Source organism: Rhodococcus sp. BH5 (assembly GCF_027583855.1).
Classification (GTDB): Bacteria; Actinomycetota; Actinomycetes; order Mycobacteriales; family Mycobacteriaceae; genus Rhodococcus_F; species Rhodococcus_F qingshengii.
Genome location: NZ_JAJHVW010000007.1, coordinates 185600 through 207915, shown reverse-complemented (window position 1 = coordinate 207915; position 22316 = coordinate 185600). Strand labels below are relative to the sequence as shown.

At 61.9% G+C, this 22316-nt stretch carries 22 protein-coding genes; 5 read left to right on the top strand and 17 right to left on the bottom strand.

The genetic code is table 11. The features are described 5' to 3' along the window. Positions 1 to 51: 51 nt before the first annotated feature. Positions 52 to 1422: a cytochrome P450 gene (locus RhoBH5_RS19405; protein WP_080726744.1), complete on the top strand. Its 1371-nt coding sequence runs from the start codon at positions 52 to 54 to the stop codon at positions 1420 to 1422. A gap of 72 nt (positions 1423 to 1494) precedes the next feature. Next, positions 1495 to 1737, top strand: coding sequence for a hypothetical protein (locus RhoBH5_RS19400; protein ID WP_042452212.1), 243 nt, complete (start codon positions 1495 to 1497; stop codon positions 1735 to 1737). Between the two features lie 57 nt (positions 1738 to 1794). On the opposite strand, the gene RhoBH5_RS19395 is transcribed toward RhoBH5_RS19400, so the two are convergent. Both RhoBH5_RS19395 and RhoBH5_RS19390 read right to left on the bottom strand, forming a co-directional pair. Then, positions 1795 to 3066 carry a DICT sensory domain-containing protein gene (locus RhoBH5_RS19395; RefSeq protein ID WP_007726720.1) on the bottom strand — a complete coding sequence of 424 codons (1272 nt, stop codon included), beginning with the start codon at positions 3064 to 3066 and terminating at the stop codon, positions 1795 to 1797. A 236-nt stretch (positions 3067 to 3302) separates the two neighbouring features. Next, a complete protein-coding gene (locus RhoBH5_RS19390) occupies positions 3303 to 3614 on the bottom strand; it encodes an STAS domain-containing protein (RefSeq protein ID WP_228401988.1) in 312 nt (103 codons plus the stop codon). Positions 3615 to 4037: 423 nt separating this feature from the next. On the opposite strand from RhoBH5_RS19390, the gene RhoBH5_RS19385 reads away from it, so the two are divergent. Then, entirely contained in the window at positions 4038 to 5471 is a 1434-nt protein-coding gene (locus RhoBH5_RS19385) for an FAD-dependent oxidoreductase (protein WP_054187130.1), read from the top strand. Positions 5472 to 5492: 21 nt separating this feature from the next. Here RhoBH5_RS19385 and RhoBH5_RS19380 read toward each other — a convergent pair whose 3' ends face one another. The 5 genes from RhoBH5_RS19380 to RhoBH5_RS19360 all read right to left on the bottom strand — a co-directional run bounded on the left by RhoBH5_RS19380 (position 5493) and on the right by RhoBH5_RS19360 (position 9828). Further along, positions 5493 to 6143 (bottom strand): hypothetical protein, encoded by a 651-nt coding sequence (locus RhoBH5_RS19380; RefSeq protein ID WP_003944437.1) that lies wholly within the window; start codon positions 6141 to 6143, stop codon positions 5493 to 5495. Continuing rightward, positions 6140 to 6442 carry a hypothetical protein gene (locus RhoBH5_RS19375; RefSeq protein WP_042452216.1) on the bottom strand — a complete coding sequence of 101 codons (303 nt, stop codon included), beginning with the start codon at positions 6440 to 6442 and terminating at the stop codon, positions 6140 to 6142. The genes RhoBH5_RS19380 and RhoBH5_RS19375 overlap by 4 nt, the downstream gene beginning before the upstream one ends. Before the next feature lie 131 nt (positions 6443 to 6573). Continuing rightward, positions 6574 to 7404 (bottom strand): mycofactocin-coupled SDR family oxidoreductase, encoded by an 831-nt coding sequence (locus RhoBH5_RS19370; protein ID WP_042924153.1) that lies wholly within the window; start codon positions 7402 to 7404, stop codon positions 6574 to 6576. 4 nt (positions 7405 to 7408) lie between these two features. Continuing rightward, positions 7409 to 8206 (bottom strand): mycofactocin-coupled SDR family oxidoreductase, encoded by a 798-nt coding sequence (locus RhoBH5_RS19365; RefSeq protein ID WP_058038555.1) that lies wholly within the window; start codon positions 8204 to 8206, stop codon positions 7409 to 7411. Next, positions 8203 to 9828, bottom strand: a complete 1626-nt coding sequence (locus RhoBH5_RS19360; protein ID WP_007726712.1) for a flavin-containing monooxygenase — start codon at positions 9826 to 9828, stop codon at positions 8203 to 8205. Before RhoBH5_RS19360 ends, RhoBH5_RS19365 begins: the two co-directional genes overlap by 4 nt. 297 nt (positions 9829 to 10125) lie before the next feature. Here RhoBH5_RS19360 and RhoBH5_RS19355 point away from each other — a divergent pair, with 297 nt between their 5' ends. Then, positions 10126 to 10566, top strand: a complete 441-nt coding sequence (locus tag RhoBH5_RS19355; RefSeq protein WP_039972735.1) for a hypothetical protein — start codon at positions 10126 to 10128, stop codon at positions 10564 to 10566. Between the two features lie 7 nt (positions 10567 to 10573). On the opposite strand, the gene RhoBH5_RS19350 is transcribed toward RhoBH5_RS19355, so the two are convergent. Then, on the bottom strand, positions 10574 to 11233 hold the full coding sequence (locus RhoBH5_RS19350; protein ID WP_003944425.1) for a response regulator: 660 nt from the start codon (positions 11231 to 11233) through the stop codon (positions 10574 to 10576). Positions 11234 to 11409: 176 nt separating this feature from the next. On the opposite strand from RhoBH5_RS19350, the gene RhoBH5_RS19345 reads away from it, so the two are divergent. Next, on the top strand, positions 11410 to 11871 hold the full coding sequence (locus tag RhoBH5_RS19345; protein ID WP_007726708.1) for a hypothetical protein: 462 nt from the start codon (positions 11410 to 11412) through the stop codon (positions 11869 to 11871). Positions 11872 to 11962: 91 nt separating this feature from the next. On the opposite strand, the gene RhoBH5_RS19340 is transcribed toward RhoBH5_RS19345, so the two are convergent. The 9 genes from RhoBH5_RS19340 to dnaK all read right to left on the bottom strand — a co-directional run bounded on the left by RhoBH5_RS19340 (position 11963) and on the right by dnaK (position 22291). Continuing rightward, positions 11963 to 13138: an NADH:flavin oxidoreductase gene (locus RhoBH5_RS19340; RefSeq protein WP_054827517.1), complete on the bottom strand. Its 1176-nt coding sequence runs from the start codon at positions 13136 to 13138 to the stop codon at positions 11963 to 11965. A 132-nt stretch (positions 13139 to 13270) separates the two neighbouring features. Beyond that, positions 13271 to 13990: an ABC transporter ATP-binding protein gene (locus RhoBH5_RS19335; RefSeq protein WP_003944438.1), complete on the bottom strand. Its 720-nt coding sequence runs from the start codon at positions 13988 to 13990 to the stop codon at positions 13271 to 13273. Then, the gene (locus RhoBH5_RS19330; RefSeq protein ID WP_212633991.1) at positions 13990 to 15840 is read right to left on the bottom strand and encodes a branched-chain amino acid ABC transporter ATP-binding protein/permease; all 1851 of its coding nucleotides are present in this window, start codon (positions 15838 to 15840) and stop codon (positions 13990 to 13992) included. Before RhoBH5_RS19330 ends, RhoBH5_RS19335 begins: the two co-directional genes overlap by 1 nt. 1 nt (position 15841) lies before the next feature. Beyond that, complete coding sequence (locus RhoBH5_RS19325) at positions 15842 to 16699, bottom strand: branched-chain amino acid ABC transporter permease (RefSeq protein ID WP_007726703.1); 858 nt, start codon at positions 16697 to 16699, stop codon at positions 15842 to 15844. Beyond that, positions 16696 to 17910, bottom strand: a complete 1215-nt coding sequence (locus RhoBH5_RS19320) for an ABC transporter substrate-binding protein (protein WP_270008694.1) — start codon at positions 17908 to 17910, stop codon at positions 16696 to 16698. The genes RhoBH5_RS19325 and RhoBH5_RS19320 overlap by 4 nt, the downstream gene beginning before the upstream one ends. A gap of 332 nt (positions 17911 to 18242) precedes the next feature. Continuing rightward, positions 18243 to 18653, bottom strand: coding sequence for a heat shock protein transcriptional repressor HspR (locus tag RhoBH5_RS19315; protein ID WP_003944355.1), 411 nt, complete (start codon positions 18651 to 18653; stop codon positions 18243 to 18245). Beyond that, a complete protein-coding gene (gene dnaJ, locus RhoBH5_RS19310; protein ID WP_003944329.1) occupies positions 18650 to 19822 on the bottom strand; it encodes a molecular chaperone DnaJ in 1173 nt (390 codons plus the stop codon). Before dnaJ ends, RhoBH5_RS19315 begins: the two co-directional genes overlap by 4 nt. A gap of 22 nt (positions 19823 to 19844) precedes the next feature. Next, on the bottom strand, positions 19845 to 20441 hold the full coding sequence (gene grpE / locus RhoBH5_RS19305; protein ID WP_003944430.1) for a nucleotide exchange factor GrpE: 597 nt from the start codon (positions 20439 to 20441) through the stop codon (positions 19845 to 19847). Then, positions 20438 to 22291, bottom strand: coding sequence for a molecular chaperone DnaK (gene dnaK / locus RhoBH5_RS19300; protein WP_003944365.1), 1854 nt, complete (start codon positions 22289 to 22291; stop codon positions 20438 to 20440). The genes grpE and dnaK overlap by 4 nt, the downstream gene beginning before the upstream one ends. Between the last annotated feature and the right edge of the window lie 25 nt (positions 22292 to 22316).

Genomic DNA, 22316 nt, shown 5'->3' with positions numbered 1-22316 from the left:
CCCCCATCTGACAGGCGCCACTGTCAGATGCAAACGGAAGGCAGGTACGTGATGTCGAAAATCCTGGCCGCTCCACCCATCCGGTCGCAGTTGCGTCCCATCTCAGGCAATTCGGGACTACCCGGAATAGGGCAAACTTTCGAATACATCCGCGACCCTCTCGCTCTGATGCAAAAACGCTGGGATCGTTACGGCGAGGTCTCGTGGTTCTCGATGGCCGGTAGACGGTGGGTCGCAGCCCTCGGACCCGACGCATGCCAAGAAGTTCTCCAGAACAAAGACCGCGCTTTTGTCAACAGCGACGGTTGGTCAGTGCTCATCGGCCCCTTCTTTCACGGGGGTCTGATGCTTCTCGACTCCGAAGAGCACCTACGACAACGACGCATCATGCAACAAGCCTTCACGAGATCGCGTCTCGAAAAGACCGTGGACGTGCTGAATCCCGCGATCGCCTCCGCGCTCGACGCCTGGACTCCGTCCGATGGGTTCCGCGCCTACACCGCCCTCAAAGCTCTCACACTCAACCTGGCGACCGACATCTTCATGGGCGGCGCGGAAGGGACCACTGAAAGCGAAATCGACTCTGTGAAAAAAGCTTTCGTCGATTGCGTGCAAGCTGCAACCTCGGTGATCCGTTATCGAGTTCCCGGCACCAGATGGAAGCGCGGCCTCGACGGGCGCCGAACCCTCGAAAACTTCTTCCGCCGCTACCTACCTGCGCGCCGTTCACGCGAAACCGACGACCTGTTTTCCGTTCTCTGTCACATCGAATCAGACACCGGACAGCGCTTCAGCGACGGCGAGGTGATCGATCACATGATCTTCCTGCTGATGGCCGCACATGACACCTCCACCATCACCATCTCGACAATGATGCAATATCTCGGCCAGAATCCGCAGTGGCAGAACAGATGTCGGGCGGAATCACTCGCACTGAGTACGTCGACGCCGAGCTATGCCGAACTCGACCAACTCGCCGGCTTGGACCTGGTGATGAAAGAATGCCTCCGACTCGTCGCTCCCGTGCCGGTCATGGCTCGCCGAGCGGTGTGTGACACCCAGATACAGGACCACTTCGTACCCGCTGGGACCTACGTGTCAGTGGTGCCACATTTCACTCACCACATGCCGCAGTACTGGCCCGACCCCGAACATTTCGATCCCGAACGTTTCGCGGACCACCGACGTGAAGACAAGGTGCACCGGTATGCCTGGGAACCGTTCGGTGGAGGCGTGCACAAATGCCTCGGCATGCACTTCGCCGGCGTCGAAATCAAAGCGATCATGCACCACCTGCTCACACGCTTCGATTGGCAGGTCGCGCCCGGCTACACCGCCCCTCTCAACTACATGTCCTTGCCGTTCCCCTCCGACGGACAGCCGATCGATCTGAAACCACTCACGACTTCTCATGACCGGTAGCGACCGAACAGACGTCAGGATCAACTCGCACATGACTACCGGCACAGACGCTTTCGAAATCCAGAGGAAAACATGAGCACTCGGCCTGCCCGAAACCGGCATGCACGCGCTGCTCCGAAACCAGAGGTCGTCGCAGCGGCGGAGTTCCTACTCGCAGAATCCGACGCCCATGTCTTCCGTCGCCGCTATCTCGAACTGCTCACCCACACCACAGCGCCGGATGGCGCAACCGTCACGGACTACACGGTCGCCGAAAGGTATCTACTCAACTCTGCAGCAAAGAGACGTGCTGCGCGGCGCCCGGCCACTCCTTAGCCACGATCGCCGGTCGGGCAGCGCTCGCGGCGAACGTCGAGAACATCGGTACGGGGTTCACGAATTCGTCTTGGGGTAACGACGAAGAATAGAGTGCGCTGCCTGGGTGACGGTGGTGCGATCGTAGGTTTGCACGAAGTCGAAGGTCCGCTCGAGATCTGGACCGTTGTCATGAAGATCTCGCGCCGACAGCATCGCCGCATGGTGTGGTCCCAGAGTGACGACCGTCCACTCGTTGACGAGATCATCACCCGGGTCGAGCGGTGCGTGTTGAACTTTACCGTCGAGCATCACGGACAGTCCGACACCGTAGACACCGGCAAACCCTACGGTATCGGCGAGGTGACGCCACCGTGCTGTTGTGGATGCGGTGAAATGCTCGGCTTGTTGAAAGGTGCCCAGAACAAGCATCGAGGAACCCGATGTGGCGGCTTGCGCTTCGAGAGACTTACTCAGTTGGATCAACAGACGCTTGGTACCGCGCCGGATCCGGCTGTGAGCAGACACGATCGAGTAGGGAGTGCCCACGTCGGGGATGGGATCACTCCACACCGGACTGTCGGGCATCGCGACGACCGGTTCGGACAACAGTGAACTCGGATCGTCGACTGCGGGATACAACTCACCCGTTCCGTATGTGGCTCCGATGGTGATTGCGGCAAGACGGGACGATTCCGAGTCGACACCCTCGGCAAGGATAATCGCGTTCGATCGCTCGACGTAGGCGCCGAGCGCGTGCACCGTCGTTCCAACTTCGAAATATGCCGCCTTGGAGAGTAATTCAGCGGAAGTGATAATGATGTCGGGTTCGACCAAAGACAGAAGTGTCGCCGAGTGCCTGTCGATGCCGACGCCGTCGAGTGCAATCAGACGCCCGCCCGCGCGGGCTTCTCTGATCACTGCCAGAGAGTTGTGGGGATCGGTAAGCACCGATGCGCTGTCAACCGTGATGACGATCCGTTGCAGATTTCTCGTCACTCCTTCGATACCAGGAGCGTTCAGAGCTGCTCGGGAAGCCGAGTCGACTGCCACCAGCAACGGCAGGCGATCCGCGACGGTGCATGCGAGTGCAGTACGGGACATGGCCAGTTTGTGACTGTCGAATTCCGAGCGTTGCTGCATCAATTGCGAGGCGCGACGGAGGGCATGCGCCGAACACAGAGAGGAATTGTCAGGCCCACGCAATTGCAACTCGGCGCCTGCAAGTGCGTGGTCGTCGAGGCGGCGTATCGGTGCGAACTGCATGCTTACTTCCAGACCAATCACATCGGAGAACTGGGTGATCGGAGAATTCGACGATGTCGAACCGTTGCTGGTGTCATACGCCATGGTGTGGCTCTTCACTACGAGTCGGGACCACCAAGCGTTCATGCGGCCGGACGCGTCGATGGCAGCGCCGGCTGCTCGACACCGAACGAGACTACCGCAAATCTCGGCGCAACCCGGTGACGACAACCTGATCCCGCGCCGCAAAGTGCACATCGACACGCAGATCAGACCAGATACCAAGTCAACGCGTATCGAGCACTGCTCACTTCACATCGTTCGTGGGAGTTGTTTCCGGCTCAAGCACCGAGAGCATCGGCGGTCGACGTGGCAACGCCCGCAATGAGTTCGGAGGCGCCGAGAGCCTGAAAGATCATGGAGACCGCTCGCGTCGGGGCAAACAAGCGAATGCGGTTGTTGCCACGCCCCGCAGCATCGACAACGGCATTCGCCACTCCGGACGACATGAAGGTCACGCCGGAGAGATCGACGTGAATATCGGTTCCGACCAGGAGAAGTCGGTCGAGCGCGTGCACCAATTCCACCCGCTGACCCATGTCCAATTCTCCGGCAAGTCTCAGTACCGCATACGAAGGGGTGTAGCTTTCCACGTCGATACTGTACCGATGCCCTTCTCGGCCGGCGCTGTCAAAGAGATCGAGAACATTTGCAGCTGAAGAACGTTCGTTGATCGTAGTCATGAAAGCCTCTTGTCTGGACTCGGCGTGCCCCACCGCCCGAATCAGCGATGAATCACTGTGCGTCGGATAACCAACCGTGTCGGTCACTGCGTTCCAGACGAACTCTGCCACCGGCAGGTTTCGCCGACACAACCACATCTATAACGCTAGGGTCTCGAAAACGTCACAGCGCGATATCGCACTTTTGGCGCCACCCCCGACGCACTGAACCGCTACCTCGCCTGGCCCCCGACGTGCCTGCGGGGCGACGTCTCTGCGGCGCCGACCACTGGCTTTCTCGCTCATCGGGAAGGTGGGTTCGCCGCACCACCATTCCGCAATACCTTCTGTGACATGGATAACATTGTCGACGTACTCGTCATCGGATCGGGCGCTGCCGGATCGGCCGCAGCGCTCCAAGCGCACGCCGACGGCGCATCGGTCGTGATTCTGGAAAAGAGCGGACCTGATTCCGCGGGCGGCAACACTCGACTGTCCGGCAGTGGATGGTTCGTCAACCAGGACCCCGCTGCCGCCCGAACCTTCCTGCGTTCGTTGAACGGGGAGTTCCCCGTTGCCGAGGACGTCATCGATGCCTGGGCCGAGAACACTCACGGACTGTCCGACTGGATCCGCAGTCTGGGTGCAACTGTAGCGATGACCGGCGATTTCCATTCCGCGGCAGAGTTCGCCGAACTTGACGGAAGTTCTTGTTACGCAGGGATGGACACCGTCGAAGGGAAGATGGGCAATGAACTTCTCTACCGGTTCCTCGTCTCCGCTCTCGCTGAACGCGGCGTCACAACACTATTCGACACCGAAGCCACCGGACTGCTGACGGATGAATCCGGAGCGGTGACCGGAGTCGAGATCCGTTCGGGTGAAAAGACTTCGCAGATCCAGGCACGCCGGGGCGTCATCCTTGCCACCGGAGGATTCGAAGCAAATCCGACGATGGTGCGCGACTACTTGCGTCTGGAGAATCCGAAGATCTGGGGCTCACCATCGGCAACCGGCGACGGTCACCGCATGGCACAGGCCGTGGGCGCCGATCTGTGGCACATGAACAACATGATGACCATTACGGGAATTCCCGGCGACCTCGAAAATCCGACTGGATTCTTCCTCGCACTGTGGAACGCGCACAACTATGTGTTCCTCAGCCGGGAAGGTAGACGCTTCACCGACGAGTCAGCCGAAATGCGGCATGGTCATGTGTTCAGAGAGGGTTCTTACCAACACTTTCCGGTGCAACCGATGAACGTCGTCTTCGACGAGACGATGAGGTTGGCCGGACAGCTGAGCCCCGGCCGCGACGCACTGCCCGTCGGCCACAGGGTTCTCGACGAAGGGTACGAGTGGAGCTCGGACAATCAAGCCGAGATCGACAAGGGATGGATCCTAAAGGCGGACACGCTCGCCGAACTCGCCGAGAAACTCGGACTGGACCCAACAGTCGTGGAAACGAGCGTGCGACGCTACAACGAGGCGTGCGCGGACGGCATCGACCATTCGTTCGGCCGCAATCCCGAAACTTTGGCCCCGGTGGCTACCGCTCCGTTCTACGCCGTCTCCGGGTCGCCACTGCTGGGATGGAGTAGCGGTGGGCCGCGCCGCGACGGTCATTCCCGCGTACTCGATACTGCCCGCAATCCAATTCCTGGCCTCTACGCCGCGGGCGCGGTCAGTTCCACCTACAGCGCGGCCAAGGACGGCGGATTCCACATTGCCGACGCCTTCGCATTCGGCCGTGTCGCCGGGGCCCATGCCGCCGCGCGTAAAGCTTGATATCGCCGGCCTTTCGACTGACTAGCCACGCACGATTACGTGGCTGGTCAGTTGTGGTCGATCGTCACGCAGATGAATCCTCTGCGCCGGATGAAACCGGGATTCGTACCGGGACGCTATCGCCTCGGCCGTCCCGTAATAGCTCACATCGCGCGGACGTCCCTTCGCACGCCGCAAGGACTCGTCGAAGCTTGCTTCAACCCAGATTCGTAGGTCGAACTGATCTCGCATCAGTCCGCGAAAAAGCAGCACTCCCTCGACGATCACAATGGCGCGATCCGGGACTCGTGGCTTCGACACCACAGATTCGTCTGTCTCCGGATCAGTCGAGACGTAGGAAATTTCGGTAACTTCGGCCAACCGTAGCGGCACCATCACACGGCTACTCAGGTTCGAATAGTCGTACGCATCCTCGAGATACCCACGCACCGTGTCAGGATCTTTGTTCCGTACCGCTTTCGCAGTCGAGAACTCGTCCCCATGGATCATGATGAAGTCATGGCCCGACTTCGAGATACCGGCAGCCAACTCGTCCGCGATCGTCGATTTTCCGGAAGCCTCGATTCCCGAGATCCCGACAAAAGTGCGTCCGGCCCGATCTTCGTGGCAGCGCACGACGTGCTCGACTAGAGAACCCGAATCATCCGCGCCGAAGGTCTTCTGCCGATTCACACCCGAGCAGCCTTGACCTCGTCGAAGAACGCGATGACGGCTGCCTCGTTCTCCGGCGGAACAGTCAGCGATGCCCGTGGACCCGCTACCGCGATCGAGTCGTCGGCGAGCCTGTTCCCGATGGTGAGTTTCAGTCCCGACTTCGACGGTTTCGCCTTCACCGCAATGTGTTCGACATGCCAACGAGCCACTTCGCTCGTGCTCGCGGCGGTGCGGTCGAAGACCTCCACCGTGCGGTGGTCGAGGACCATCACGATGTTGATCCCGACGGTGACTTCCAGATAGCGCCGTTCCGCCACGGTGTACGCCTTTCGGTTAGGTGAAACCGACGCTACACACCGTGGCGGAACTCAGCGTGTCAAAACCTCAGCTGTTCAAGATTTCAGCTGTTCAAGATTTCAGCTGTTCAAGATTTCAGCCGTTCGAAACCTCAGCGGGACGAACTTCCTGCATCCACCGGCAGGGCGACCGACGTGATGTAGCGAGCCTCGTCGGAAGACAGGAACAGAGCAGCGTTCGCTACGTCCACCGGTTCGATCCACGGAATGGCGAGCATGTTCATCGTCATCGCTGCGGCAGCAAATTCTTCGCGCGTCGGGTTCTCGAGATCGGGGCGGAACTTGCCGCGCACCAACGGGTTTTGAATCATGAGGGTGTCGACGTTGGTGGGATGGACCGTATTGACGCGTACGTTGTGCGGAGCCAGTTCCTTTGCCAGCGAACGCATCAGACCAACGACTCCATGCTTGGCTGCGGTGTAGTGCGCGACTCCGACCAGCCCCCGAAGTCCGGCGATGGAGCTTGTGAGTGTCATCGATCCCCCGCCCCGCGCGATCAAGTGCGGAGCCGCGACGGTCGTGGTGTGCCACACGCCGGTCAGATTGACGTCCAGCATGGTCTGCCACATCGTTTCCGACATGGTCAGGGCCCCGTCGGAGGACGTGATACCAGCTGTAGCGCAGACGATGTCGAGACCACCGAGCATTCCGACGGCCGAGTCCACGGCACTGCGTAGTGCCTCGAGATCCCGAACGTCCACTACCGCAGATTCGACCTTTCGCCCCAGCGCCCGGATCTGCGCCACTGTCTCATCGAGATCGGCCTCCGTCGCGGGCGGCGTGACTGTGGTTTCCACCGAAGTGCACACGTCGACCGCGATGATGTCCGCGCCCTCTTCGGCAAAACGCACGGCCTGAGCCCGCCCGATTCCTCGTGCCGCACCCGTGATCAGCGCGATCTTGCCTTCCAATCGAGAAGTCATCAATTCACACTTTCTGGGTCAGGCCGGCGTCGACAACCAACTGACAGCCGGTCATGTAGCGGGACTCCGCGGATGCGAGAAACAGGACCGCATTACTGACGTCCACCGGATCGACCCAGGGAACGGGCAGCAAGTTGCGAGCGCTGAGCACTGCAGCAGCGTCTGCTTCGGTGGGATTCTCGATGTCCGGGCACAGGTTCGCGAACACTCGCTCGTTGATGATCATCGGGGTACGTACCGAACCCGGATGCACGGAGTTGACGCGGATACTCTGCGCCCCCAACTCGTTGGCCAGCGTTCTGGCCAGGCCCACCACGGCATGCTTGGCTGCGCTGTAATGACTTGCTCCGGCAATACCTTTGATTCCCGCTGTCGAGCTGACCAGAACGACGGATCCACCGTCGCCGAAGTGCGGAACGCAGGCCTTGACGGTGTGCCACGCGCCGGTCAGATTGACGTCCAGCGAGCGGTTCCACACTGCAGGATCGATGGTCCACGACGGTCCCGGCGTGTCGTAGACGCCCGCATTCGCGACCACGACGTCCAACCCGCCGAGTTCGGTAACGCACTCGGCCACGACGGCGGCCAGACCGTCGAAGTCCCGAATATCCGCCACACCGGTGACCGCGACACCACCTCGATCACGCACTGCCTGAGCGGTTTCCGCCAACCCCGATTGCGCCTGTTCGACATCCAACGCGATCACGGACGCGCCTTCCTCGGCGAGCCGCTCACAGTGTGAGCGTCCCATTCCTCCGGCAGCACCCGTCACGAGTACCCGCTTGCCCTCCAGCCGGCTCATGCGTGCACCGCGCTGTTCAGTTCGAAGCCTCGGTATCCCGCTGCTGCCACGTCTGCACAGATGTCGGAGTAGACACCGAAGCCTCCGATGAAGGGCATGAATATCCTCGGCTTTCCCGGGATGTTGGCTCCCATGTACCAGGAGTTCGCGGATGGGAACAATGTTGCCGACGCCCGGCGTGAGCACTCCTCGAGCCAGTTGTCCACGGCTTCGGCACTCGGCTCGATGGTGTCGATCCCCGCCGAATCGAGGTGGTTGATCGCGTCGGCGATCCAGTCGACGTGCTGTTCGGCAGCGAGAATCATGTTGGACAGCACACTCGGGCTGCCCGGCCCGGTGACGATGAACAGGTTCGGGAAGCCGTGAACTCCCAAACCAAGATAGGTTCTCGGACCCGCATGCCAGTTCTCTCGCAAGGTCTCGCCGTTGCGGCCACGGATCTCGATGCGATCGAGTGCCCCGGTCATCGCATCGAAACCGGTGGCGAACACCAATGCGTCGAGTTCGTAGTGCGAGTCGGTCGTCTTGATCCCGGCCTCGTCGATTGCCTCGATCGGTGCGCTCTTGAGATCGACCAGGCTCACGTTGTCACGGTTGTAGCTCTGGTAGTAGTCGGTGTCCGTCACGATCCGCTTGGTCCCGATGGGGTGGTCGTTCGGGATCAGCAGGTCGGCGATGGCCTGATCTTCGACCACCGATCTGATCTTGGCCTCGGCAAATGCGGCCGCCGTCGCGTTGGCGTCGATGTTGCTGGTCTGGTCTGCGAAGGTTTTGGCGAACAGAACACCGCCGAGCTTCCACCGCTCCTCGTAGGCCGCGTTCCTCTCGGCCTCGGACACCTCGAGCGCGCTGCGAGGATCCGAAACGAACGGAGATCCACCGCCACTGCGCTTGGACAGCGCTCGACGCTCGGCGTAGTCGGCCTTGATCTCTGCGCGTCGTTTGTCATCGAGAGGCGTGTTTCCCGCCGGCACACTGTAATTCGCGGACCGCTGGAACACGAAGAGGTGATCGGCCTGCTCGGCGATCAACGGAACGGACTGGATGCCCGACGATCCGGTGCCGATCACTCCCACTCGCTTGCCGGTGAAATCGACGCCCTCGTGCGGCCAGAAGCCGGTGTGGAAGACCTCACCGCCGAAAGTCTCGCGACCTGCAATGTTCGGAACGTTCGCGGTCGAGAGGCTGCCCGTGGCGCACACCACGAACCGCGAGGTGACGTCATGACCACCGTCGGTGTGCACTCGCCACGTCGACGAGTCCTCGTCGAACTGTGCGCTCAGGACACGGGTATCGAAAGTGAACCCACTGCGTAGGTCGAAGCGATCGGCGACGTGATCGAGGTAGGACAGGATCTCCGGCTGCGCGGCGTACTTCTCGCTCCAGTCCCAATCCTGTTGCAACTCTTCGGAGAACGAGTAGGAGTAGTCGAAACTCTCGACATCGCAGCGTGCGCCCGGGTAGCGGTTGAAGTACCACGTGCCGCCCACTCCGGAGCCCGCCTCGAAGCCGTGGACACGCAGCCCCTGCTCGCGAAGTCGGTGCATGGCGTACATGCCGGCGACGCCGGCGCCGATGACTACGACGTCGAGTGGTGCGGTGGAGAAGTCAGGATCGGTCATGGTGGCCACGCTACGAGTGGGTTGAATGGTAGAGGAACAGGTTCTCCCGCTGGGTGGGCGGAGCCTCCACCCCATGACACTGGGTGGGCGGAGCCTCCACCCCATGACGCTGGGTGGGCGGAGCCTCCACCCCATGACACTGGGTGGGCGGAGAGCGCTGTGTCCACCGATCGGGGGACAGCGATGTCGTCCAGCACTCGGACCCGTAGGTGGACAGACCCGAAGGGATTTCGGGGCCATAGTTGTCTCATCACAGAAACACACGGTCACCAAGACCGACAAATCGAGGAGAACATGATGAGCACCAACACAATTCGACCTGAAGCACTTTCCTTCTCCGGCCTCAGCATGGCAGCTCTGGTTGCCCGCTCGGCCGGTGCGAACACGGTGAAGTCGATGACCGACACATCCGTCACGACGGCGATGATCAGCAATTCGGGTCGCGGGGCCCTGTATCTGGTCCACGCGTCCAATCCGAACGGCGACTGGGTCGTCCCGCCGGCGGACTACATCCTCCCCAACATGAACGTGAACGTTGTGGCCACGAGCAAGAACCAGAACGACTTCCCCATCGTGCTCACGTACCGCTCCGACGACGGTGGGGTGTTTGTCTTCAGTGCTACCAACTCGAAGACCAGGGCGGATGCCGGAGGTACGTACGCCCCCGACAGCCACGACGTCACGGTGACGATGACCTCGGGTTACCCGGCCATGAACGTCACGTACGTGCTTCGGTGACGCTTGCTCACTCCAACAATCCCTGCCGCATTGCAGCGGCGACGGCGGCGCCTCGATCGTTGACTCCGAGTTTCTCGTAGAGGCGCTGCACGTGAGTTTTGACGGTGGAGGGCGCAAGAAAGAGTTGTGAGGCGATGACCGGGATGCTGGCGCCCTGCGCGATCAATCCGAGAACCTCACGTTCGCGGGCGCTGAGCGTCGGACCGGACGGTTCACTACGACGCCGAACCTCTCCTACCAATCCGGCGGCGATACTGGGCGGCAACACATCTCGTCCCGCAGCACAGTCGAGCACGGCACTCACGATCTCGGCGCGAGTGGATTCCTTCGGCAGGAATCCGGCAGCACCGGCTTGCAGGGCCTGGTACACGACAGACGATTCGTCGTGAGCGCTGAGCAGAAGCACACGCGTCGGAAGTTCGTCTCGAACGACTGCGGCGGCGACCTGAGTTCCATCCAGGTGCGGCATCCGGAAGTCGAGCAGCGCGACCTGCGGGCGTAGTTCGCGGATCATTGCGAGCGCTGCTGCGCCGTCGTCGGCCTCGCCCAGGACGTCGATGCTGTCACTGCCGGTCAGAGCCCGAACCACGCCCTCACGGAACAGTGGGTGATCGTCGCCGACCACCACGGAAACCTTGCCGGCCAGCGGCTTCGTGCCTTCGCGCATTGCTCACTTTCTCACGCCCGTACCAGCAATGCGAGCACTTACGCCTCCCCCGATCGGGGGACAAGAGATTCAACCCCGCCACGGCCCCGTCGGCGGACATACAGCAGCACTCCTTCGCGACAAGATTGATTCATCGCCGAGAACGGCAACCACACACCATCCCAGGAGCAGACATCATGCGTACCAACACCACTCGCTTCGTAGCAGTCACCGCAATCGCCCTCGCTGTCGGCGGAACCGCACTGGGAACCGCAGCGATCGCCAACGCCGGCACTATGCCCACCGACGGCCCGACGGTTGCCATGACCATCACCAACAACACCGACAACCCGATGCTGCTGGACAGCGCGTCCAACCCCTACGGACAGTGGATCAACGGCCCCCGCTCCTACCTGGCCCCGCACACCACCGAGATCGTCACCGCCTACAGCAGCGATCCCCGCGGTATCGGTGTCGACGTCACCTACAACGTCGCCGACGGCGTCCAGACGGTCATGGCTGCCAACAACTACGTCGGCAACCCCACCCTCGACGGGACTCGCATCATCGGCGACCCGACGCACGTCATCCTCACCGACTACATGGCCACCGGCTACCCCACGATGAACGCCTCCTACGACGTCTTCACGCAGAACTGAACCAAGCGTTGATGCAACCACGAACTTGATCCGCTACGGCCCACGACCCGGTATCCGCATGGATGTCGGGACGTGGTGTGCGCTGACCAGCTCAGACGCGTTCGACCAACACGCAGCGGGCGCCACTGAAGATCGTGGGCATGCACTTGTTGCAGTGGATGCACAGTGATTGGGTATCGGATTCGGCCGCGATCCGATTGATCAGATCCGGTTCTCTGAGCAGCGCCCGTGCCATGGCGACGAACTCGAACCCTTCCGCCATTGCGGTATCCATGCCCGCTTTGTCCGTGACACCCCCGAGCAGCACGAGCGGCAACTTCACCGCAGCACGAATCTGCCGAGCCTCTTCCAGCATGAACAACGGCTTGTACGGATAGGTATGCAACATGCTCTTCCCCACCAACTGCACACCGAGTCGAACAGGTTGCGGCATCGCCGCGGCGAACTCGCGGATCGGCGCATCGCCCTTGAACAGGTACATCGGGTTGAGCAGTGAACTGCCCATCGTCAACTCGAGCGCGTCGACGCTTCCGGATGCTTCGAGCCACTGCGCCACCTGGATTGCTTCGTCCACCCAGAATCCGCCTGGCACACCGTCGTCCATGTTCAGCTTGGCCAAGATCGCGACCTTGTCACCGACGGCATCGCGCACACTGCGTGCAGTTTCGAGTACGACGCGAGCCCGGTTCTCCAGCGATCCGCCGTAGGAGTCCTTACGACGGTTGAGTTTCGGGCTCAGGAACGAGCTCGCGAAATAGTTGTGACCGAAGTGGATCTCGACGGCGTCGAATCCTGCCTCGACGGCAAGTCGCGCAGCGCTCCCGTGCGCGGCCGCAATTCTGGTGATGTCCGCTGTCGTGGCAGTGCGAATCATCCTCATGCTCAACGGATTGAACGAACTCGACGGTGCCAGCGCGGGCAGTCCGGTCGACTTCTGATTCGCCACGGGACCGGCATGGCCGAGCTGCGCCGACGCAGCAGCACCTTCGGCGTGAATGGCATCGGTGAGCCGCCGAAGCCCGGGGAGGGCATCGGGCCGCATCCAGAGCTGGCCGTATTCGGTGCGCCCTTCCGGTGCGACGGCGCAATACGCGACGGTGGACATCCCGACTCCGCCGGCGGCTGGGCGACGATGGAACTCGATCAGCTCGTCGGTGACCAGGGCGTCGGGAGTTTTGCCTTCGAATGTCGCGGACTTGATGATTCGATTTCGAAGGGTCACCGGGCCGAGCTTCGCCGGGGCGAGCACGTCGGGAGCAGTGGTCATCGAGTTTGCCTCTCGCGGGAGTTGTTTGCAGGACGGTAGATCGATGGCCCCGAGCCGGCTAGGGCCCGTGCCACGGAGCGGGAAACGGCTTCAGCCCGGCCGAGGAGGCCGGGCTGAAGTCGTCATTGCCGTTCAGACGCGTCCGAAGTACGCATCCTTGAGCACTGCCAGGTCGTCGATGTCCTTGGCATCGGCGTCGAGAACCACCTTGCCGATGTCGAGGACCGTCACATGATCGGCGACGCTCATCGCGGCCTCGACTGCCTGCTCGACCAGTAGAACAGCCAGGCCGGTTTCCTTGAGTTGTTGGACGCGGTCCATCACCTCACCGACGATCACGGGAGCGAGACCGCCCGAAGGTTCGTCGAGAAGGAGCAACCTAGGCTGCGCCATCAGCGCTGCGCCGATCGCGAGCATCTGCTGCTGACCGCCCGACATGGAACCGGCGGGAAGCGAACGCTTCTCCCCCAGGATCGGGAACATCTCGTACATCGATTCGACGGATTCCATAAGCTCGCCGCGCTTTGCCTTGCGGGTGTACCCGCCCAGCAGGAGGTTCTGCTCGACGGTCTGCTTGTGGAAGACCCGCTTGCCCTCCTGCACGTACGCCATCCCCTGTCGTACCCGTTTGTGCGCGGGGACTCCGGTGATGTCGGCGCCGTCCATCTCGACGGTTCCGGAGGCCACCTTGTTGAGGCCGGACAGGGCACGGAGCGTGCTCGTCTTGCCTGCGCCGTTGCGTCCGAGCAGGGCGGTCACCTGACCGGGATAGACGTCGAACGAGACATCCCAGACGACGCGCAGATCGCCGTACCCGGTCTGCAAGTTTCGGACCTTCAGAATCGGTTCCATCACTTCACCTCACTGGTCTGATGGTCTACCGCGCCGATTTCTTCGAGAAGTGCTTCTTCGTCACCGGACTTGACTCCGAGGTACTCGCTCAACACGCGTGGGTGATGTTCGATGGTTGCCGCATCGCCGGTGGCGATCACCTGCCCTTGCGCCAGCACGACTATCTCGTCGGCCAGCGAGAGGACGAGGCGGAAGTTGTGCTCCACCAACACCACTGTCGCCCCGGCATCTCGCAGTACCCGGATCAGATCTGCCAGGCGTTCGAGTTCGTCCTCGTCGAGTCCGGATGCCACCTCGTCGAAGAGGACGACCCTCGGTTCGGCGATGACGGCGCGAGCAACCTCGAGCATGCGACGCATCCCCAGGGGCAGCGACGTCGCGATCTCGTTGCGCAAGTGCGACATCCCCACGAGTTCGAGGACACGCTCGGCCTCGACGATGTCGGCCTTCGCGATCCTGCGGAAGCTGGGCAGGCGAAGCACAGCCGACGCCATCGACGCTCGGTGCACCGAATAACGTCCGGATGCAACAGCTTCCAGAACCGTGATGTTTTCCGGAATCGTCGGAGTTTGGAACGTGCGCGCCACACCCACGCGCGCCACCTTGTGCGGCGACGACTGCGAGACCACCGTGTCACCGATCGTGATCACGCCCGCATCTGCGGTGTAGAAGCCGCAGATCATGTTGAGCATGGTCGTCTTACCCGAACCGTTGGGCCCGATCAACGCGGTGACCTTACCGGCCTCGGCGGTCAGGGTTGCCGCATTGAGCGCCTGGTTGCCACCGAACGCTTTGGACACTCCGTCGACCACCAACCGTGCTCCGTTGATCGGCGCCAGTTCCGGTGTCCCACCGCTGTTTTCCTTTGCGGTGACTACGCCCAGGCCGGCCTTGCGATCGAGTTTCGAGACGATCGCTCGCCCGACCTTGGTCAAACCCCCGGAGAGAAGCACACCGCCGATGATCAGGAAGCCGCCGTAGAAGATCAGCGAATACTCCTGGAACGCCGTCGACTGGTTGGGACCGAGCTGCATGATCGCGGCACCGACCACGGCGCCGTACACACTTGCCGCACCGCCGAGGATCGACGCCGCCAGAACTGCTGTGGCAAAGGTGAACCCGAAGGCTTCCGGCGAGATGAACAGGTCGGTGTTGGCGAACAGCGCACCCGCCAGACCGGCGGGGAACGCACCGATGGCATAACCGAGCAGCTTCATCCGGAACACCGATACACCCTGCGACGACGCCAGAACCGGCGACTGCTTGAGCGTGCGGAACGCGATGCCGTGCCGCGAGACCACCAGGTTACGCATCACCGCGAACCAGAGCACGGTCACGACGACGACCACCATGTAGTACTGCTGGGTGTCGAGTTCGGAACCGAAGAACGTCGGCGGCTCCATACCGGTGAGGCCGTTTCGGCCGCCGGTCTTGCCACCGAAGATCGCCAGTACGTCAGGTACCAGCAGAACCAGGAAGAACGACGTCATCGCCAGGGACCAGTTGCCCAGGCGCAGACCGGGAACACCGGTCAGGATTCCGACCGCCAGTGCCACTGCTCCGGAGGCAGCAAGCTGAAGCAGAATGTCGGTGTGACCTGCCTGGGACATCAGACCCGCGGTGTAGGCACCGGCCGCGTACATCGCTGCCTGGCCGAGTGCCAGTTCACCAGCAAAGCCGAGGCTCAAGTTCAGGCCACTGACCACAAGTGCCAGGATGCAGGCCAATTGAATCTGACGTGATGTCGACAGGTCGAGTCCCATCACGGGCAGCAGCAGGATCACCACGGCCAGGACGAGTGGGATGATCCAGCTCGGTAGGGAACGGGAAGTCCGCCACGCACTTACCATCTCACACCACCCGTTCTCGGACATTGCCGAACAGTCCAGCCGGTTTGACCATCAAGATGACGATCAGCACCGTGAAGACGGCGATATTGCTGTACTGACTTCCCGCCCACAGGGCGGTGAACGATTCCACCAGGCCGACGGTCAGACCGCCGATCAAAGCGCCAGGCAGAGAGCCGAACCCGCCGATCGCCAACGCCACGAATCCCTTGAGGGCCAACGCTGCACCCAACGTCGCAACTGCAAACGTCTTGGGGCCGACGAAGAGTCCGAGGACACCGGCCAAGGCACCCGAGAAGGCAAACGCTCCCAGTGCCAACCGTCGTACGTTGACTCCTCGCAGCATCGCCGCTTCACGATCCTCGGAGATGCCGATCAGAGCCAGACCCGTCATCGTTTTCTTCGAGACGTAACTCAACCCGACGACCAGTGCGATCGCCGCAACCAGCAGAGCGATCTCGACCGGGTAGGTACGGCCGCCGAGCAGGGTGATCGGTTCGTTCGATCCGAAGAACGGAACCGTGAGAGGTTCACTACCCCAGATCAATTGAGTGGCGCCGTTGAGCAGAGTTGCGACACCCAACGTCGTGACCAACTGGTTCTGGTGATCGGCCACCGGTCTGATCGCGACGATCTCCTCGACCGAGGCGAGGAGCATCACGGTCACGGTAGCCATGACGGCCACCACGAGAACGGGGAGTTTCAGGGTCACCAGACCCGTGTAGGCGACAAAGGTGCCCACCATCATCAGCTGAGCTTGAGCGAAGTTGAATGTGTTGGAGGAAACGAAAACGATGTTGTACCCGATGGCAACCAGCACGTAGACCGCGCCGAGCGCCAACCCGGACCACAGAATGGTCATGACGCAGCCGGGTTTCCGAACTGACCGTTGAGGATCTTCGTCGGACTGATGAACTTCAGCTCGCTGGTGTCCGGGTTCGGGCCGTGGTTGTCGGAGCTGAAGTTGTAGCGCGAGAGGAATGCGGTCTTGGCATTCTCCTGGACCTCAGTGGTTTCCAGTGCTTCGGCGAGCTTCTTCGGATCGGTCGAACTGCCGACCTTCTCCGCTGCCGCCGCGACGAGGGGGAAAGCGTCGTAGTTGTCCGCGAGGATCAGCGTCGACGGGATGGAGCCCAGCGAAGCCATCGTGTCCACCATCGTGTTGACGAGTGCGTTGTTCGGATCGAACACCGTGCTGCTGAACACCTGCGTCACCAGGTTCTTCATCTGCGGGGTGCCGAGCACACCGGCCGGCGGATCATTCGCGATCAGGTTGGTGGCAGACACCGAGGTGTTTCCGACCAGCGGCACGTCCCAGCCGAGTCGCTCGAGGCTTTGCAACACGTATCCGAGAGGAGCGCCGTACGCATCCAAGGCGATTGCCGCGGCACCCGAATTCTTGAGCGACTGCAACTGCGCCGTCATGTCCAAAGCGGCGGCGTCGTACTCCTCGTTACCGGCGGCCTTCAGACCTGCGGATTGCAAAGCACTGGTCATTTCTTCGCCGAACAGCTCACCGTAAGCGGTGCTGCCGTGCAAGACTCCGACGCTGCTGTAACCCTTGGACTTCGCGTACTCGGAAATTCCGCGAGCGGTATCGGTCGCACCCGGAGCCAGATCGAAGTTGAGCGGGAACTTCGAGGGGTCCGTCGAATCGGGCGAGGGAGCCATGCTCATCGAGAGAATGTTGTTCTGCTTGAGGATCGGCAGAACCGCAGCCGCGATCGACGACGGACCCGAGTTCAGGTAGAGGTCAGGCTTGTTCCCCGAATTGATGGCTTCGCGCAGCTTGGTGACGGCGATGGTTGCGTCACCCGCGTCGTCCACCGTAGTGAGCTCGATCTGACGGCCACCGATCCCCCCGGCTTCGTTCTGGACCTGAACGCCCGCCTTGGTGGCGAGCAGCGAGGTCTGCGAATTAGCCGCGAGGACTCCCTGTGCACTGATCCCGCCGGTCAGCAGCACACGGTAGGGCGAGTCCGCACCTCCGTCGGACTCCGAAGAACCACTGCACCCTGCAAGAGCCAGAGCCGTCACGGCAACTGCCGCAACAAGAATGGGCCGACGATTCATGTCTGCACTCCTAGAACACATGTATGCACCGAACGTCAGGCGAATACCTGACGAAAGAATGATCGGCCGGTGGACGTGCCTGATTTCGAGCACCAGCCAACCAAGCACCCGCTTGATGATCTAGCAAGCAGTTGCTTGGGATGGAGCATAGAATGTGATCTGGATAACGTCAAACGCTGAAAAGTGGAGTCATGGAAGCGGACGCTATGCACATTGAGGCGGCGTCGACAGATCTCTTCCCGCTGGGTGGAAACGCCGAAACGGCTCCACGCCCTGGCGGATTCGACGAAATGAATCCGACAGGGCGTGGAGCCGTTTGTGTAAAGGTCCGACTATCGCTGGTTGCGGGGCTTCCAGACCACCAACGCGTTGTTGCGCGGAATCGGCACGAGATCCCGGCGATAGCCCGCATGGACTTTCGCGATCTCCTCGGCCAATTCGCGGACGCGATGCTGCAGAGCCTCGACCTGGTTGGTCAGTTCGATGATTCGTTTGATTCCGGCAAGGTTGACTCCCTCGTCCTGCGAAAGCCGTTGTACTTCACGAAGAAGCGCAACATCGCGCGGGGAGTAGCGTCGTCCGCCACCGGTGGTTCGATGCGGGGTGACCAACCCGAGTCGGTCGTAGTTACGCAAAGTCTGCGCGTGCATTCCGGCCAACTCGGCTGCCACCGAGATCACGAAGATCTGAGCGTCAGGATCGACCGTCGCATCCCATTGATTCTGCGGTCGCTCTGTCATCATGCACCGGCCCACCCGGCCCGTGGATCGAACCCGCTCGCCTTCTCGGCTTCGAGATAGGTTTTCAGCGCTTCGATCGCCGGGTCGTCCAACTTCTGCGGAACGGATACCTTGACCGTGACCAGAAGGTCACCGGCACCGTCCGGCCGCTTGGGGATACCGCGTCCGCGAACTCGCAGAATGCGTCCGTCCACCGTTCCAGCCGGAACCTTCACTCCGACACGGCCTTCCAAAGTCGGCACGGACAGTGTCGTTCCCAGCACCAGCTCGCCGTAGCTCACCGGAACCGTCAGTGTCAGGTCGTCGCCGTTGCGTCCGAAGACACTGTCCGGCTTGACGCGGATGTTGACGAACAGGTCGCCGGCCGGAGCGCCGCGGAGTCCCGCTTCGCCCTTGCCCTTGAGTCTGATCTTCTGACCGTCGCTCACACCGGCAGGCACGCGAACCGTGATGGTCCGTGTGCGATTGGTGACTCCGCTACCGTGGCAGTCTTCACACGGCGAGTCGATGATCGAGCCGGTTCCCCGGCAATCGTCACACGGCTCACTGAATCCGAAGGCGCCCTGGTTCCGGCTGACCACGCCGGTTCCGTTGCAATGTGGGCACACTCGCGGGCTGGTGCCTGGCTTTGCGCCGCTGCCGTGACACGTGGTGCACGACGTAGGGCTGGTCAGACGAAGAGGGACGGTGACACCGAGCGCTGCTTCACGAAAGGCGAGCGTCGTCTCGGTCTCGAGATCCTTGCCTCGACGCGGGCGGTTGGGCGCAGCTGTTCGCTGGCCCGCTCCCCCGCGGTTGAACAATCCGCCGAAGATGTCTCCGAGACCCGAGTCCTGCCCACCGGCCCCGCCGCCGAACAGGTCGTTGATGTCGAAACCACCAGCGCCGGGGTTGAATCCGCCGCCGCCCTGCGCGCGGGGGCCGAAGCCGCCGCTGGCAAAGAGGCGCCGAGCCTCGTCGTACTCCTTGCGCTTGTCCGGATCAGACAGAACGGCATGAGCTTCACTGACGGACTTGAAACGCTCTTCGGCCTTCGCATCGTCAGGGTTGGCGTCGGGATGAAGATCCCGAGCCAGCTTGCGATACGCCTTCTTGATTTCGTCGGCCGTCGCGGTGGACGAGACGCCCAGCTCCTTGTAGAAGTCCTTCTCGATCCACTCCCGTTGACTCACTGGGCGTCTCCTCCTCTCACTCTTACTTCGCTTCTTGTTCTGAACCGTCTGCAGGCTTGTCGCCTACCCGGTCCGTCACGGCCACCATTGCGGTCCGAAGGACCCGGTCGCCGAGCTTGTATCCCTTGCGCATGACCGTCCCGAGTACGGGGTCGTGGCCTTCGCCTTCATGTTGCACCGCTTCGTGGAGTGCGGGATCGAAATCGTCACCCTCGCTGCCGAAGTCGGTCAAACCCAGACCCGTCAGGGTCGTGTTGAGTTTGTCTGCGAGTGCACGCAGTGGACCCGATTCGAGGTCACCGTGTGCCCGAGCGCGATCCAGGTCGTCGAGAATTCCGATGAGCTCGGTGATGACCGAAGCCCGCGCGGTTTCCTTGATGACCTGCTTGTCACGCTCGACGCGACGACGGTAGTTGGTGAACTCCGCCTGAAGTCGCTGCAGATCCGCAGTCCGTTCGGCGAGCTGATCGGTGGCGGATGCTTCCTCCACGATCGACTCTGCTTCCTGAACTACCCCTGTGTCTTCCGAGTCGAGCGGCGGCAGGGATTCCCCCGCCGCCTCTCCCTGTGCACCGGTCTCGGGGTCGACCGGGTTGTTCTCGGGGTTGTCCGAGGTCACTTCTTGTCCGAGTCGGTGGGCTCGTCGACAACCTCGGCGTCGACGACGTCGTCGTCATTGCCTGCGCCGTCGGTGTTTCCGGCCTCGTTTGCAGCGGAAGCCTCGTAGATGGCCTGGCCCAGAGCCTGCGACTCGGTGCCCAGCTTCTCCACTGCGGTCTTCACTGCAGCGATGTCGGTGCCTGCCAGGGCGTCGTTGACGTCCTTGACCGCTGCCTCGACCTTGGTCAGGATCTCCTCGGAGACCTTGCCCGCGTTCTCACCTTCACGCTGCTCCTTGACGAACTTCTCCGTCTGGTGGACCAGCGACTCGGCCTGGTTGCGAACCTCTGCCTCTTCGCGACGGGCCTTGTCTTCCTCGGCGTGAGCCTCGGCGTCCTTGACCATGCGCTCGATCTCTTCCTTGGACAGACCGGAGCCGTCCTGGATCTTGATCGTGTTTTCCTTGCCGGTGCCCTTGTCCTTCGCCGTCACGTGCACGATGCCGTTGGCGTCGATGTCGAAGGTGACCTCGATCTGCGGAACGCCACGCGGGGCGGGCGGCAGATCGGTGAGCTCGAAGGAGCCGAGCAGCTTGTTGTGCGAAGCGATTTCGCGCTCACCCTGGAAGACCTGGATCTGCACCGAAGGCTGGTTGTCGTCAGCGGTGGTGAAGGTCTCGGAACGCTTCGTGGGGATCGTGGTGTTGCGCTCGATGAGCTTGGTCATCACGCCACCCTTGGTTTCGATGCCGAGGGAAAGCGGCGTGACGTCGAGGAGCAGAACGTCCTTGACCTCACCCTTGAGCACACCGGCCTGGAGTGCGGCGCCGACGGCGACGACCTCGTCCGGGTTGACGCCCTTGTTGGGCTCACGGCCACCGGTCAGTTCACGAACCAGATCGGAGACGGCCGGCATACGGGTGGAGCCACCGACGAGCACGACATGGTCGATGTCCTTGACGGCGATTCCACTGTCCTTGATCACTGCCTGGAACGGCGCACGAGTGCGATCGAGCAGGTCCGAGGTGATCTTCTGGAACTCGCTGCGGGTGAGCTGCTCGTCCAGGAAGAGCGGGTTCTTGTCCGCGTCGACCGTGATGTACGGGAGGTTGATGGAGGTGCTCTGCGAGCTGGAGAGCTCGATCTTCGCCTTCTCCGCAGCCTCACGCAGACGCTGCAGGGCCATCTTGTCCTTGGTCAGATCGATGCCGTTCTGAGCCTTGAACTTGTCGACCAGCCAAGCGACGACGCGCTCGTCCCAGTCGTCGCCACCGAGGTGGTTGTCACCGGAGGTTGCGCGAACCTCGACGACACCGTCGCCGATTTCGAGCAGGGAGACGTCGAAGGTGCCGCCACCGAGGTCGAAGACCAGAATGGTCTGCTCGGTGTCACCCTTGTCGAGTCCGTATGCCAGTGCAGCCGCGGTGGGCTCGTTGACGATACGAAGGACGTTGAGGCCGGCGATCTGGCCGGCTTCCTTGGTTGCCTGACGCTGTGCGTCCTCGAAGTACGCGGGGACGGTGATGACGGCGTCGGTGATGTCTTCGCCGAGGTAAGCCTCCGCGTCACGCTTGAGCTTCATGAGCGTGCGGGCGCTGATTTCCTGCGGCGTGTACTTCTTGCCGTCGATTTCCACGTTCCAGTCAGTGCCGATGTGGCGCTTGACGGAGCGGAGGGTGCGGTCGACGTTCGTGACTGCCTGGTTCTTCGCGGGCTGACCGACGAGAACCTCGCCGTTCTTGGCAAATGCGACCACCGAGGGGGTGGTACGTGAGCCTTCGGCGTTGGCGACCACTACGGGCTCGCCGCCCTCCAGCACTGCAACTACCGAGTTGGTCGTACCGAGATCGATACCGACTGCACGAGCCATAGTGTTCCTACCTTTCGTTCTGCGG

What these genes read in the sequence shown, in the direction of transcription:
- RhoBH5_RS19405 (WP_080726744.1), top strand. Translation starts at nt 52, where the DNA reads ATGTCGAAAATCCTGGCCGCTCCACCCATCCGGTCGCAGTTGCGTCCC.
- RhoBH5_RS19340 (WP_054827517.1), bottom strand. Translation starts at nt 13,138, where the DNA reads ATGACCACTGCTCCCGACGTGCTCGCCCCGGCGAAGCTCGGCCCGGTG.
- RhoBH5_RS19320 (WP_270008694.1), bottom strand. Translation starts at nt 17,910, where the DNA reads ATGAATCGTCGGCCCATTCTTGTTGCGGCAGTTGCCGTGACGGCTCTG.
- RhoBH5_RS19370 (WP_042924153.1), bottom strand. Translation starts at nt 7,404, where the DNA reads ATGACTTCTCGATTGGAAGGCAAGATCGCGCTGATCACGGGTGCGGCA.
- RhoBH5_RS19400 (WP_042452212.1), top strand. Translation starts at nt 1,495, where the DNA reads ATGAGCACTCGGCCTGCCCGAAACCGGCATGCACGCGCTGCTCCGAAA.
- RhoBH5_RS19355 (WP_039972735.1), top strand. Translation starts at nt 10,126, where the DNA reads ATGAGCACCAACACAATTCGACCTGAAGCACTTTCCTTCTCCGGCCTC.
- dnaK (WP_003944365.1), bottom strand. Translation starts at nt 22,291, where the DNA reads ATGGCTCGTGCAGTCGGTATCGATCTCGGTACGACCAACTCGGTAGTT.
- RhoBH5_RS19365 (WP_058038555.1), bottom strand. Translation starts at nt 8,206, where the DNA reads ATGAGCCGGCTGGAGGGCAAGCGGGTACTCGTGACGGGTGCTGCCGGA.
- RhoBH5_RS19325 (WP_007726703.1), bottom strand. Translation starts at nt 16,699, where the DNA reads ATGACCATTCTGTGGTCCGGGTTGGCGCTCGGCGCGGTCTACGTGCTG.
- RhoBH5_RS19395 (WP_007726720.1), bottom strand. Translation starts at nt 3,066, where the DNA reads ATGGCGTATGACACCAGCAACGGTTCGACATCGTCGAATTCTCCGATC.
- RhoBH5_RS19385 (WP_054187130.1), top strand. Translation starts at nt 4,038, where the DNA reads ATGGATAACATTGTCGACGTACTCGTCATCGGATCGGGCGCTGCCGGA.
- RhoBH5_RS19330 (WP_212633991.1), bottom strand. Translation starts at nt 15,840, where the DNA reads ATGGTAAGTGCGTGGCGGACTTCCCGTTCCCTACCGAGCTGGATCATC.
- RhoBH5_RS19360 (WP_007726712.1), bottom strand. Translation starts at nt 9,828, where the DNA reads ATGACCGATCCTGACTTCTCCACCGCACCACTCGACGTCGTAGTCATC.
- RhoBH5_RS19315 (WP_003944355.1), bottom strand. Translation starts at nt 18,653, where the DNA reads ATGATGACAGAGCGACCGCAGAATCAATGGGATGCGACGGTCGATCCT.
- RhoBH5_RS19335 (WP_003944438.1), bottom strand. Translation starts at nt 13,990, where the DNA reads ATGGAACCGATTCTGAAGGTCCGAAACTTGCAGACCGGGTACGGCGAT.
- RhoBH5_RS19345 (WP_007726708.1), top strand. Translation starts at nt 11,410, where the DNA reads ATGCGTACCAACACCACTCGCTTCGTAGCAGTCACCGCAATCGCCCTC.
- RhoBH5_RS19350 (WP_003944425.1), bottom strand. Translation starts at nt 11,233, where the DNA reads ATGCGCGAAGGCACGAAGCCGCTGGCCGGCAAGGTTTCCGTGGTGGTC.